General features: G+C 69.6%; 10 protein-coding genes. All 10 read right to left on the bottom strand.

The annotated features are described in order from the left end of the window. Nucleotides 1–78: 78 nt before the first annotated feature. The 10 genes from VI480_RS05910 to VI480_RS05865 all read right to left on the bottom strand — a co-directional run bounded on the left by VI480_RS05910 (nt 79) and on the right by VI480_RS05865 (nt 12,590). Nucleotides 79–750: a hypothetical protein gene (locus VI480_RS05910; protein ID WP_323671897.1), complete on the bottom strand. Its 672-nt coding sequence runs from the start codon at nt 748–750 to the stop codon at nt 79–81. Between the two features lie 48 nt (nt 751–798). Continuing rightward, nucleotides 799–1,713 carry a shikimate dehydrogenase gene (gene aroE, locus VI480_RS05905; protein WP_323671896.1) on the bottom strand — a complete coding sequence of 305 codons (915 nt, stop codon included), beginning with the start codon at nt 1,711–1,713 and terminating at the stop codon, nt 799–801. 44 nt (nt 1,714–1,757) lie between these two features. Continuing rightward, entirely contained in the window at nt 1,758–2,834 is a 1,077-nt protein-coding gene (gene mltG / locus VI480_RS05900; protein ID WP_323671895.1) for an endolytic transglycosylase MltG, read from the bottom strand. A gap of 334 nt (nt 2,835–3,168) precedes the next feature. Next, on the bottom strand, nt 3,169–3,606 hold the full coding sequence (ruvX, locus tag VI480_RS05895; protein ID WP_323671894.1) for a Holliday junction resolvase RuvX: 438 nt from the start codon (nt 3,604–3,606) through the stop codon (nt 3,169–3,171). Then, the gene (alaS, locus tag VI480_RS05890) at nt 3,603–6,215 is read right to left on the bottom strand and encodes an alanine--tRNA ligase (RefSeq protein WP_323671893.1); all 2,613 of its coding nucleotides are present in this window, start codon (nt 6,213–6,215) and stop codon (nt 3,603–3,605) included. Before alaS ends, ruvX begins: the two co-directional genes overlap by 4 nt. Before the next feature lie 91 nt (nt 6,216–6,306). Then, the gene (locus VI480_RS05885; protein ID WP_323671892.1) at nt 6,307–6,609 is read right to left on the bottom strand and encodes a hypothetical protein; all 303 of its coding nucleotides are present in this window, start codon (nt 6,607–6,609) and stop codon (nt 6,307–6,309) included. A 1-nt stretch (nt 6,610) separates the two neighbouring features. Next, the gene (locus VI480_RS05880) at nt 6,611–6,994 is read right to left on the bottom strand and encodes a hypothetical protein (RefSeq protein ID WP_323671891.1); all 384 of its coding nucleotides are present in this window, start codon (nt 6,992–6,994) and stop codon (nt 6,611–6,613) included. After that, nucleotides 6,991–8,865 (bottom strand): aspartate--tRNA ligase, encoded by a 1,875-nt coding sequence (gene aspS / locus VI480_RS05875; RefSeq protein ID WP_323671890.1) that lies wholly within the window; start codon nt 8,863–8,865, stop codon nt 6,991–6,993. The genes VI480_RS05880 and aspS overlap by 4 nt, the downstream gene beginning before the upstream one ends. Continuing rightward, nucleotides 8,865–10,217, bottom strand: coding sequence for a histidine--tRNA ligase (hisS, locus tag VI480_RS05870; RefSeq protein ID WP_323671889.1), 1,353 nt, complete (start codon nt 10,215–10,217; stop codon nt 8,865–8,867). Before hisS ends, aspS begins: the two co-directional genes overlap by 1 nt. A gap of 66 nt (nt 10,218–10,283) precedes the next feature. Then, nucleotides 10,284–12,590 carry a bifunctional (p)ppGpp synthetase/guanosine-3',5'-bis(diphosphate) 3'-pyrophosphohydrolase gene (locus VI480_RS05865; RefSeq protein ID WP_323671888.1) on the bottom strand — a complete coding sequence of 769 codons (2,307 nt, stop codon included), beginning with the start codon at nt 12,588–12,590 and terminating at the stop codon, nt 10,284–10,286. Between the last annotated feature and the right edge of the window lie 161 nt (nt 12,591–12,751).

The following is a 12,751-nucleotide window of genomic DNA, read 5'->3' as shown; positions in this document are numbered from 1 at the left end:
CCGGTTGGCTACCCGCCGGGACGCCTCAGTGCGCAACGGATTTCTGGCAGACAGCGAGCGATCGGAACTGCGACGCGCTCAGGCGGCGAGACCCGGCGGCGGGAACCACCAAGCGGCGGCGAGAGCGCCGGCGACCAGCGACGGTCCGAGAGCGAACCGGTGGTCGGCGCTCCGGCCCAACGCCACCATCCCGACAGCGCCGACCGCGGCGGCGATCGCGAAGCCCGCAAGCAGGCCCGCCCACACGGCGGCGAGCCCGCCCAGGCCCAGGTGCAAGCCGAGGTAGCCGCCGAGCCTCACGTCGCCATAGCCGAGCCCGCCCCGGGCAACCCGCCAGATGACGCGCATCGCCCCCCAGCCGAGCGTTGCTCCGGTGGCTGCCGCGGCAGACGCGCGCGCCAATCCTGCGAGGCCGCCGTCGAGCACCGCTGCCGCACACATCAATGGGACCGCTATTGCGACGCAGGCGCGCAGCAAGCGCGTGGGGATCAGGTGAGTGCGCAGGTCGACCGCGGAGATCACCACGCCGGCCCAGCCGAACGCCAGCAGCGGGGCGAGAAAAGGACCCGCTCCGACCCGCAGCGCGAGCACCGCGCCTGTCGCCATGCACGCCGCCGTCGTCCATGCCGGCTGCAGACCGACGTCGAAGCAGCGCTTCGCACAGCGAACTGCCGCCGCACCAGCGGCAGCGCCACCCAGCCCGGCGACCGCGCCGGCCACGAGACTCGGCTCCACCTGGGTGATCACCACGCAGCCCGCGCTGAGGATGCCTGCCGCACGGGGGAGGAAGCCGGCGGGTTACGAACCGGCAAGGTCGAGGCCGACCGCGGCTGCCATCGCGTCGACAGGAGCGTCGTGTCCGGTCCACATCGTGAACTGCTCGGCGGCTTGATACAAGAGCATGCCGACGCCGTTCAGCGTTGTCGCACCTGCCTCGGCGGCCGCCTCGAGCAACGGGGTCCGCTCAGGGCGGTAGATGAGATCGACGACGATCTGGCTGTCGCTCAACAGTGCCGGATCGACCGGCAGCGGATCGCTGTCGGTCATGCCGAGCGGTGTGGCATTCACCACGACATCGGCGTCGCGCGCCGCTTCGGCGCCGCGGACTGACGCCGAGCCTGAACGCCCGCCTAGCGCCTCCGCTGTTGCGCCACCCGCCTCCCCACCCAATGCCGCAGCCCGTGCCGCCGCATCCGGCGAGCGATTGACGACCGTCACCAACGCTCCCTCGGCAGCCAGGGCGACGATCACTGCCCGCGCCGCTCCGCCCGCGCCCAGCACGACCGTGCGCAGCCCTGCAGGGTCGACACCCGCCTGGGTGCGCAGCGAGCGCAAGAACCCTGCGCCGTCGGTGTTCTCGCCGATCAGCCGGTCGCCGTCACGGCGCACGCAGTTCGCCGCGCCGAGCAGCGCTGCCGCCGGCGACAGCTCGTCAACCGCAGCGGCCACGGTGTCCTTGTGCGGCATGGTCACCGACAGGCCCTCGATGCCGAGCGCCCGCATCGCCGCCACGGCATCGGCGCCACGGCCAACGGGCACCTCGAATGCCAGGTACGTCCAGTCCAGACCCAGTTCAGCGAATGCGGCGTTGTGCAGCGCCGGGCTGAGCGAGTGCCGCACAGGATCGCCGATCACTCCCGCCACGCGTGTGCTGCCAGTCGGAACGACCATCGACCCCTTCTCGGGGCCCGACTCATCGCAAGGCACGGCCACGCTCCGACACTATGTGAACGACCTGCGCTGGCTGCCGAACATTTTCAGCCGCACAGGCCCAGTTCTTGGCACACCGCCTTGTCGCGCTGGAACTCCTCGTCGGTCTCGGAGAACGACAGGGTGCCGTCGGGAGAGGTCAGCACGAAGTACATCCAGGGTCCGTCTTCCGGATTCAGCGCTGCCTCGAGCGAAGCGCGGCCCGGGGTGGCAATCGGCGTGGGCGGCAGCCCCACCAGCACCCGCGTGTTGTACGGCGAGTTGACCGCCAGCAGCTCTGCGGTCAGCTCGCTCTCGCCCACCGCGTAGACCACTGTGGCATCGAGGCCGAGCGACCAGCCGCGCGCTAGCCGGTTGTAGATCACCCGCGCCACCTTGGCCCGGTCCTCGGGCCGCTGGGCCTCCCGCTCGATCATGCTGGCCACGATCAGCGCCTCGTACGGCGTCAGGCCCACACGCCGGGGGGCATCGTCATAGCCCAGATCGGTCAGCACCGCATCGAGCCGGTCGACCATCAGCGCGACAAGCTGTTCGGCGCTCGTCTGGGAGTCGAAGAAGTAGGTGTCGGCGAAAAGCTGTCCCTCGGCCGGATCGATGACCCCGTCGGGCAGCACGCGAGGCACTGGCGCTACCAGCGAGAGCACCGGACGCGTCCGGACGGCCTCGAGGAAGTCCCTGCCGCTGAAGCTCAGCCCCCCCACCTCGTCGAGCAGCGCCGCCATCTGGACCACCGTCAGGCCTTCGGGAATGGTGAGCGGCTGCTGGGCGGCTTGGGCAACGCGGCTCGGCCCGGCTTCGAGCACTGCCATGGTCTCCCACACCGACGAGTTGGACTGGAACGTGTACTCACCTGCCTGGAACGCCGGGCCGCCCCTTAATCTCACGTACCACTCGTAGGCCCGCGAACTGGGAACCACGCCGTGCTCGCCGAGCAGGTCGGAGATGCTCGCCGTGCTCGATCCGGGCGGCAGCGTCAACACGATCTCGCCGGTGGGGTCGCCGGGAGGGTCGAGCTGTTCGGACACCCAGCGGTAGCCACGGCTGCCCGCCATCCAGGCGACGAGGCCGAGCACCACGAGAAACAACAGCGCGCCGGGGGTGCCCAATCCGCGTCGCGTGCTCACTACCTCGAAATCGACACCCCGACGACCGCCGACTGGCGGCGAGCTCGGCGCGGCGGCTTCGGGCGCCGATGGCGACACGGAGACTCCCGGCGATACGGAACGTCGGGCGTACCTGCCCGGTGGGCCCGAAGCGGATTCGCCGGCGATCTCACCGCTCGCCGCAAGGCCTGGCTCGGCTCCCTGAGATTCGCCGCCGGGCGCCAGCCCCACGAGGCCAGCGAGCCGGTCTGCCAGCCGTCGCATCGCCGATGGCGCCCTCACGGCAGTCACACGGCCGGCTCCGCTGGTCGCGTGACGCGCGGCGTGACCGTCGCGGGGAGCGTCGGTGCTGCGGTCAGTCACGTGCGTCGAGCCACGACTGCAAGATGACCGCGGCCGCCACCTTGTCGATGACCTTGCGGCGAGCGGGGCCGCGCAGTCCTTGTTCGGAAAGGATGCGCTCCGCGCTCACGGTGGTGTAGCGCTCGTCGTGCAAGACCACCGGTACATCGAGTGCCGCCGCTATCTCGCCAGCCTCGGCTCGCACGCCCACTGCAGCCGGTCCTTCGCCGCCGTCGAGCGAGGTCGGCAGGCCGATCACGACCACCTCCGCACCCACGTCAGCGACCATACCTGCGAGTGCTTCGTGGTCTCGGGCACGCTCGCCACTGCGTTCGAGGACTTCGTAGGGCACTGCCACCGCAGCATCGGCCGGCGCGATGGCCACGCCGATGCGCACCGAGCCGAGATCCACGCCGACAGCCCGCATCATCGGGCCCGGCGCCCCACTCACTTCCCGAGTGCCGCCGCTCGGGCTTGGGCCAGGGCGTCGCCGATGCCGTCAGGGTTGCGGCCGCCGGCCACGACCAGCGGCGGGTCGCCCTTGGCGCCGAAGCCACCGCCGACGGCGCGGGCCGCATCGCGCAGCAGATCGCCTGCAGACAGATCGCCGCCCGGATCCACCGCGGCAACCAACGCCACTCCTCCGGCCGCCGGCGCGGAGGCCAGCACCACGGCGCGGATGCCGTCGCGGTCGCGCACCGACACTGCCAAGTCGCGCAGTGAGTCGCGTTCGAGATCACCGAGTTCGGCGACCACGACGCCGTCATCGGCCCCGGCAGCCAGCTCGTCGGCTCGCGACGCGGCCATGGAGCGCTGCAGGTCGCGTACCTGGCGGCGGAGCTCGCGGGTCTCGTCCAGCCGTCGCTGCATGGCTGAGGCGATCTCGTCGGGCTGTGCATTCAGCATCTCGGCCAGCGAGTCCAGTGTGTCTTCGGCGTCGGCGAGCCGATCGACAGTCGCGAGGCCGGTGACCGCTTCGATGCGACGCATGTTCGAGCCGATGCTCGCTTCCGAGACGATGCGCAGGTGCCCGATATCACCGAGCGCGGCCACGTGAGTGCCGCCGCACAGCTCAGTCGAGTGCTCGCCGGCCTCGAGTACCCGCACCACGTCGCCGTACTTGTCGCCGAAGAAGGCGATAGCGCCGATGGCCTGCGCGTGGCTCATCGAGGTTTCGTAGTGGCGGCAGCGGCCATTGGCGATGATCTCGGCGTTCGCGACGCGCTCGATCTCGCGCAGCTGGTCGCGGTTGACCGCCTCGTAATGGCTGAAGTCGAAACGCAAGCGGTCGGGCGCTACCAGCGAGCCCGCCTGTTTGACATGGTCGCCCAGAACCTCGCGCAGCGCCCAGTGCAGGATGTGGGTGCCGGTGTGGTTACGCCGGATTGCCCCCCGGCGTTCGTCGTCGATCGCCGCAGTCACCAGCGATCCGACCTCGACGCCGTCGCCCACGACACGCCCGACGTGGCGGTGCAGGTCGGCGAGTGCGTAGGTGCAGTCGAGCACCTCGATGCTGCCGTCGGGACCGGTGATGGTGCCGATGTCGCCGATCTGCCCGCCGCTCTCGGCGTAGAACGGCGTGCGGTCGAGGAACACCTCGACCAGATCGCCGCCCAAGTCGTCACTGTCCTGCCCGCCGTCGGGCGGTATGTCGAAAGTGGCGAGCACCCGAGCGTCAGCCACCGTCGATGCGTCCCGCACGAAGTCCGTGGGCCCGAACTGCGCCAGGATCTCCCGGTAGCGCTCGTCCGCGAATGTCGGGCCGCCGGCCCGGCCCGCCCGTGCTCGCTCGCGCTGGCGTTCCATGGCAGCCTCGAAGCCGTCACGGTCGAGGCTCAGGCCGCGCTCGGTGAGGATCTCCTCAGTCACCTCCACCGGGAAACCGTGCGTGTCGTGGAGCAGGAAGGCGACCTCGCCGTCGAACACTGTCGAATCGAGCCCAGCAGTCGCTTCGTCCAGGATCTTCTGGCCCGCAGCGAGGGTGGTCCTGAAGCGCTCCTCCTCGCGGGCCACGACATCGGCGATGAACTGCCGGTTCTTGACCAGGTCGGTGTAGTGATCGCCCATCACATCCACCACGATCTCGACCAGCCGCGGCATCACGACATCGGTGACGCCGAGCACCCAGGCGTGGCGCACAGCCCGACGGATGATGCGCCGCAGCACGTAACCGCGGTCTTCGTTGGAGGGGAACACGCCGTCGGAGATGAGCATCGCCGTCGTGCGGGCGTGGTCGGCGAAGATGCGCATCGAGACATCGGTCTCGGGATCGGCGCCGTAGGTCTTGCCGCAGATGCGCTCTGCCTCGGCCAGCAGCGGCGCGAACAGGTCGATGTCCCACGCCGCGGGCACGCCCTGCAGCACCGCCAGGATCCGCTCGAGTCCGGCACCCGTGTCGATGCCAGGGGCTTCGAGCGGCGTCATGTCGCCGGTGCCGTCGGCCGCGAATTGCATAAACACCAGGTTCCAGATCTCCACGAAGCGGTCCTCGCCGCCGTGCGCAGGACCCCCGCCGTCGCCGAGCTCGGGTCCGAGGTCGTAGAAGATCTCGCTGCAGGGCCCGCATGGCCCCACATCGCCTGCGGCCCACCAGTTGTCCTTGTCGAGGCGCTGGATGCGCTCGGGCGGGACGCCGACGGAGCTCTGCCAGATCTCGGCGGCCTCGTCGTCGCTGACGTGCACCGTCACCCACAGCTTCTCCCGCTCGAGTCCGAGCACCTCGGTGACGAACTCCCACGCCCACGGGATGGCTTCGGCCTTGAAGTAGTCGCCGAAGCTGAAGTTGCCCATCATCTCGAAGAACGTGAAATGGCGGTTGGTGCGGCCGATGTCGTCGAGATCGTTGTGCTTGCCCCCCGCCCGGACGCACTTCTGGATGGTGACCATGCGACGCGTCGGCGGCACCTCCTCACCGAGGAAGTACGGCATGAACGGCACCATGCCCGCCACCGTGAACAGCAGCGAGGGTTCGTGCGGGATCAGGCTCGCGGAAGCGCGGACATCGTGGCCTCGTTCGGCCCAGAACGAGTTGAACGCTTCACGCAGTTCGCCAGCGCGCATCCCCAGAGGATACGACGCACTCTCGCGGCCTCTGTGGCCGCCGACGCACTTTCGCGGCCTCCGTGGCCGCCGGAGGGGCTATCGCGGCCTCTCAGGCGGCTTCGCGGCGATGGCGGCGTTCGGCCCAGCGACGGTCCCGCTCGTCGCGCAGACGCTGCTCAGCATCCTCCATCTGCCGCTTGCCGTCATCCCACGCCGCGTCGAGGCGCTTGCGGCCGTCCTGCCAGGCGTCCTTGAGATCACGACGCATCTGGCGGGCAGTGCCGAGCGCCGTCGCCGTGCCGCGCACGGGCGCGTATCGGTCGAGGAGGTGACGCAGCCGCCGCTGCACCCACAGCGAGGCACCAGCACCCAGTCCGGCACCCAGCGTCAGCCATCGCAATCGTTTCAGCATCTCAGCGCCCTGCTTCCTCGCTGCCTGCAGACGTCTCGCTCTCTGTGCCACCGAACTTGCCGCGCAGGGCTTCGGCTGCTGCCCGCACCTTGTCGACCGGCACCCCGGCAATCCTTGCAGCGCCGGCCCCGGCGGATTCGGCCAGCCCTGCGACCTTCTGCGCGATGTTCAACAGGTCGCGCAGCCGGCCGATCTCGGTCTGGGCCATCTCGGCGGTATCGGCCAACTGGCCGAGCGCCGGCCCGACCTTGGCGTCGAAGTCCTCGAGCTTGCGCCGGAACTCCCGCATCAATGCGAACGCCTGGGTCAGCACAGCGATCAGAGCCACTAGCGCGACCACCACGCAGACGGTCACCACCACGGCGGCCAGATCGCTGCTGCTCATGACTCGTCCTCGTCCGCACTGCCGCCCTGCTCGCCCTCACGGGCGACGGCACCTTGCTCGCCGTCGCCGGCGACGACTGCCAGCCCCAACTCTTCCAGCTGGTCGGCAGAGATGTGGCTCGGGGCGTTGGTAAGCGGATCTGCACCGGACTGGCTCTTGGGAAACGCGATGACCTCGCGGATGTTCTCCTCGCCGCACAGCAGCGCCGCCAGCCGGTCGATGCCGAACGCGAAGCCTGCATGCGGCGGTGCGCCGTAGCGGAACGCGTCCAACAGGAACCCGAATCGCTCCTGCGCTGCGGCGGGGTCGATGCCCAGCAGATCGAAGACTTGCTGCTGGATGTCGCCCCGGTGGATCCGGACGCTGCCCGAGCCCAGCTCCCAGCCGTTGAGCACCAGGTCGTACGCCTGCGAGCGCACGTCCAGCAGGGTGTCGGCGTCGAAGCCGCCGCCCGACGCCATACGCGCCGAAGCCGCAGCCACAACGTCGAGATCGTCGGCATGGGGCATCGTGAAGGGATGATGCGCCGGGATCGGGAGTCCGGCGGCGCTCACATCCTCGAACAGGGGGAAGTCGACCACCCACAGGAAGTGCAGGCCCCCCTCGTTCACCGGCGGGCGGCCCAGCTCCAACCGCAGCAGGCCGAGCACCCCGCTGGCCCTGCGCCAGGTGTCGGCCACGAGGTAGCACATGTCGCCCGGCTCAGCCCCGAGGCGCCCCAGCACACCGTCGATCTCAGCATCGGACATGAACTTTGCGACCGGCGAGGTGACGGCCAGCCGGCCGCCGGCTGCGCTGCGGGCACCCTCGGCCAGCGGCTCGCCGGCGCTGACCCGCATCCACACGAGACCCTTGGCGCCCCAGCGCTGGCACTGCTTGGTGAGATCATCGACTGCGTTGCGGCTGATGTCGCCGCCGCCGGGCACCCGGATGCCCCGCACCGCAGGCGCCTTGAACGCGTTGAACCCGGTCTCGGCGAACAGATCTGTGAGCTCGGTGAGCTCGAGCCCGAAGCGCAGGTCGGGCTTGTCCGACCCGTAGCGGTCGATCGCCTCATGCCAGGTGATCTCGGGCATCGCCGCGGGGCGCACGCCGGTGATCTCTTCGGCCGCTTCGGCCACTGCCTCGCTGATCACGGCGCGCACTTCGGCGCCGCTGGCGAAGCTCATCTCGAGGTCGAGCTGGCTGAACTCGAACTGTCGGTCGGCTCGCAGATCCTCGTCTCGCAGGCAGCGGGCGATCTGGTAGTAGCGGTCGATGCCGCCCACCATGCAGAGTTGCTTGAACAGCTGGGGGCTCTGCGGCAGTGCGTAGAAGCGGCCCTGATGCAGGCGGCTGGGCACGACGAAGTCGCGGGCGCCCTCAGGGGTCGAAGCCACCAGCGTCGGTGTTTCGACCTCGATGAACTCTGCTGCCTCCATCGAACGGCGGATCGCCGCGTTCACGCGTGCCCGATTCACCAGGTTCGAGTGCATGCGGGGATTCCGCAGGTCGAGGTAGCGATGGCGGATGCGCAGCATCTCGTCGACCTCAGTGCGGCCATCGATCTGGAACGGCGGGGGCTCCGAGCGCGACAGCACCTCGACGGTCGCATCGCCGATCTCGATCTCGCCGGTGGCCAGGTCGGGATTGGCTGTATCTTCTGGCCGTTCACGGACTGTGCCGGTCACCGCCAGCACGTATTCCGAGCGCAGATCGTGAGCGTGATCCACGACGCACTGCACAATGCCGGTGCGATCTCGCAGGTCGACGAAGGCCAAGTGCTCGCCGTGCTCGCGGCGCCGCGAAACCCAGCCGCACACGGTGACGTCCCTGCCGATGTCGGCGCGGCTCAGCCGCCCGCAGTAGTCGGTTCGCATTCGGTCGCCCATCACGTTCCACCTTCCGCATTGAGCTCGTCGAAGATGCGCCGCAGCGTGCCCAGCAGGTCGGCACGCGGCACGATCTGCTGCACAATGTCAGCATCGCCGCCGTCAGGGCGCCGCAGCGGTCGCACCGTGACGGTGCCGGCGTCGACCTCGTCGGTTCCCACGATGAGCGCTATCTCGGCACCGGAGCGGTCCGCGGCGCGCATCTGCGCCCGCATCGACCGGTCGTCGAAGGCCCGGTCTGCCCGGATGCCCACTGAGCGCAACTCATGGGTGAGATCGCGTGCGGTGGCGCCGCCCGCCGTGTCGATCACCCACACTTCGGCCCGCTGTGCCGGAACGTCGAAGACGCCTTCGGCGTCGCAGGCCAGCAGCAGGCGCTCGATGCCCAGGGCAAAGCCGATGCCGGGCGTCGGCGGACCGCCGAGCGCTTCCACGAGCCCGTTGTAGCGGCCGCCGCCGCACACCGTGTCCTGTGCGGCGTCGAGGCTGGCGGCGCGGAACTCGAACGTGGTGCGGGTGTAGTAGTCGAGACCGCGCACGAGCTTGTGCTCGACCTCGTGGTCGATCCCGAGCGCGTCCAGACCCTCGCGCACCCGCTCGAAGTGGGCTGCCGTGGCTGCGGTGAGATAGTCGGTGATCCGGGGGGCCTCCGCGGCCACGGCCGCCGTGGCCGGACGCTTGGAGTCCAGGATGCGCAGCGGGTGGCGCTCGATCTTGTCCCTGTCCTGCGGGTCCACATCGCCAGCCCGGCGTCTCAGGTAGCTGCCCAACGCCTCGCTGTAGGCCACGCGGGTGCCGGCGTCGCCCATCGAGTTCACCAGCAACGGCACCCGCTGCAGCCCGATCGCGCGGAAGAACTCGGCTGCGAGGGCAATGATCTCCACATCGGCATCAGGGTCGTCGGTACCGAGCGTCTCGGCCCCGATCTGGTGGAACTGGCGGTAGCGACCGGCCTGGGGCGCCTCGTAGCGAAAGAACGGACCCTGGTACCACACCTTCCACGGCGTGGTTGGGCGATGCTGGGCGAAGGCGCGGCACACCGACGCCGTGCACTCGGGCCGCAGCGCCAGATGGCGGTCGCTGCGGTCGAAGAACTCGTACATCTCCTTGCCGACCACATCGGTGCCCTCGCCGATGCGCGCAAACACGCCGATGTCCTCGAAGATCGGCGTCTGCAGATATCCGAACCCGGCACGATCTGCGGCTGCGATGAAGGCACCCAGCAGCGCCACCCAGCGGCCCGATTCGGGCGGTGTGAGATCGTGGGTACCGATCGGCGTCCGAAACGACTTCGAGGCCGCTGCATCGCCGCCGTCAGGAGGGCTCGCGGGCGTCGAAGGCGTAGCGGACATGACCAGCGCAGGCTACGGCCCTGCCGCCGCCAGTCCCAGCGATCCCGGGGGCCCAGTACCCAGTGCTCAGTACTCGGTGCGGGCGAGGCCTTCTATGGTGCGGTAGGCGTCGAAGACGCCGGGCACCTCGCGCAAGGCAGCCAGCAACTGGTCCAGCAGGATGGGATCGCCCACCTCGACCTCGAACTGCATCACCGCCACCTGGTCGTCGCCCACGAACGTGTCGCAGCTCGCAATGGACAGGTCGTGGCGGCCCGACACCACCTGCACCACATCGAGCAGCAGCCGGTTGCGATCCAGCCCGCGCACCTCCAGCGCCGCGGCGAACTCGCCCGCCCAGCTCTCGTCCCACTCCACCTCGACCTGGCGAGCGCCCGACGCCGTCGCCAACTCGGCCGCATTGGCGCAGTCGGCGCGATGCACCGAGATGCCCCGCCCGCTGGTCGCGAAGCCCAAGATCTCGTCGCCGCGCACTGGGCTGCAGCAACGTGCCAAGCGCACCAGCGCGTCGTCGTGGCCGTCGACATGCACGCCAGCAGAGCGCCGGCGGCGCGAGCCCCGCTGCCGGGCCGGGCGTGCAGGCAGCTGCACCCCATCGCCCTCGCCTCGCAAGTTGCTGACCAGGCGCTTGGCCACCGAGTGGGGCCGCACGTCGCCCTTGCCGACGGCTTCGAAGAGCTGGTCGAGATCGGCCCGGCTGAATTGCTCGGCCACGGCGCGCATCTCGTCGCCGTCGATCAGCAGCGACGCCTTGAGCCCTTCGGAGCGCAGCTCGTCGGAGACCGCTTCCCGCCCGGCCGCCTCCCATTCGGAACGGTCGGAGCGGGCGAACCAACGCCGAATGCTGTAGCGGGCCCGCGGCGTGACGGCGATCTCCAGCCAGTCGCGCGACGGCCGGGTTCCGGGATCGTCGGAGGTGAACGCCTCCGCCGTGTCGCCCGAGCGCAGCTGCCGGTCGAGCGGCACGAGCCGGCCGTCGATCTTGGCGCCGATGAGCGTGTCGCCGATATCGGTGTGGATGGCGTAGGCGAAGTCGATGGGCGTGGCGCCGGTCGGCAGCGTCACCACGTCACCCTTGGGCGTGAACACGTACACCTCACCGTGACCGAGGTCGCTCGCGATCGTGCGCATGAACTCGGCCGGGTCGTCAGACTCGGCCTGCCACTCGACCAGCCGGCTCAGCCAGGGCATGTCCTCCTCGGCGACCGTGCTGCTGTGGCGGTCCGCTTTGCTGCCTTGGCGCTGCGCCTTGCCGCCCTTGCTGCTGCTCTTGTTGCCGTTGCCGTTGCGCTCCGCCTTGTAGCGCCAGTGGGCCGCCACGCCGTACTCAGCCCGTTGGTGCATCTCGTCGGTGCGGATCTGCACTTCCACGGCCGTGCCCGACGGGCCGACCACCGTGGTGTGAAGCGACTGGTACAGGTTGAACTTGGGCATCGCGATGTAGTCCTTGAACCGGCCCGTCACCGGCTTCCACGTCGCATGAATGGAGCCCAGCGCCGCGTACGCGTCACGGATCGTCGGCACCACCACCCGGATGCCCACCAAGTCGAAGATCTCGTCGAACGAGCGGTTCTTGATGACCATCTTCTCGTAGACGCTCCAGTGGTGCTTCTTGCGCCCGGTCACCGTGGCCTCGATCTTCATCCGCGACAGCTGCTCGCGGACCTCGGTCAGCACCTGGTCGACGTAGCGCTCCTGCTCGGGTGTGCGCTCGGCGAGCATCCGGTCGATCTCGGCGTAGCGCTTCGGGTACAGCGCCGCGAAGGCCAGGTCTTCCAGCTCGTCGCGCACCTGCTGCATGCCCAGCCGGTTGGCGAGCGGCGCGTAGATGTCGAGCGTCTCGCGGGCCACGTCGGCCTGCTTGGCACCGCCGAGCGCCCCGATCGTGCGCATGTTGTGCAGCCGGTCAGACAGCTTGATCATCAGCACGCGGGGGTCGTTCGCGATAGCCACAAGCATCTTGCGCAGGGTGGCGGCCTGCTGTGCCTGCTTGGAGGCGAAGCGGACCCGGTCGAGCTTGGTGACCCCGTCCACGATGGCCGCGACCTCGGGGCCGAAGTCGTCGGCCAGCGCGACCAGCTCGACGCTGGTGTCCTCCACTGCGTCGTGCAGCAGCGCCGCGGCAATGGAAGTGTCATCGAGACCGAGATCGGCAACCACGCCTGCCACGGCGACAGGGTGGGTGATGTACGCCTCGCCGGTCTTGCGCCGCTGGCCCTCGTGTGCCTGCGCGGCTGCCTCGTACGCCCGGATGACCAGCTCGGGCGAACGCTTCGGCCAGCGCTGGCGGTAGCGCTCGACCACCGGCGAGATGTCGGCCGCGACGGTGTTCGCGATGCGCCGCCACGGCAGGACGCGCGACACCGCAGGCATGGTCCTAGCCAAGCTTCTCGCTGCGGTGCTCGGCCGGCACTGGGCCGAATGCGGAGAGATTCACGCTCCCATTCTGCCGCGCCCTGCTGGTCATCAGGAGCCGGATCTAGCGGCGGCGGCCCTTCTTGCGGGGGCGGGGCGGGGCGCTGCGGGTGTAGCTC

It is taken from the genome of Candidatus Poriferisodalis multihospitum, from assembly GCF_028283155.1.
GTDB classification, from domain to species: Bacteria; Actinomycetota; Acidimicrobiia; order Acidimicrobiales; family Poriferisodalaceae; genus Poriferisodalis; species Poriferisodalis multihospitum.
The sequence above is the reverse complement of the archived record's forward strand: the minus strand, read 5'-3'. Positions and strand labels throughout refer to the sequence as shown.

Bases quoted from the DNA above. Each gene is read 5' to 3' on its own strand.
- alaS (WP_323671893.1), bottom strand. From the start codon at position 6,215: ATGCGCGCTGGCGAACTGCGTGAAGCGTTCAACTCGTTCTGGGCCGAA.
- VI480_RS05885 (WP_323671892.1), bottom strand. From the start codon at position 6,609: ATGCTGAAACGATTGCGATGGCTGACGCTGGGTGCCGGACTGGGTGCT.
- VI480_RS05880 (WP_323671891.1), bottom strand. From the start codon at position 6,994: ATGAGCAGCAGCGATCTGGCCGCCGTGGTGGTGACCGTCTGCGTGGTG.
- aspS (WP_323671890.1), bottom strand. From the start codon at position 8,865: ATGGGCGACCGAATGCGAACCGACTACTGCGGGCGGCTGAGCCGCGCC.
- hisS (WP_323671889.1), bottom strand. From the start codon at position 10,217: ATGTCCGCTACGCCTTCGACGCCCGCGAGCCCTCCTGACGGCGGCGAT.
- VI480_RS05865 (WP_323671888.1), bottom strand. From the start codon at position 12,590: ATGCCTGCGGTGTCGCGCGTCCTGCCGTGGCGGCGCATCGCGAACACC.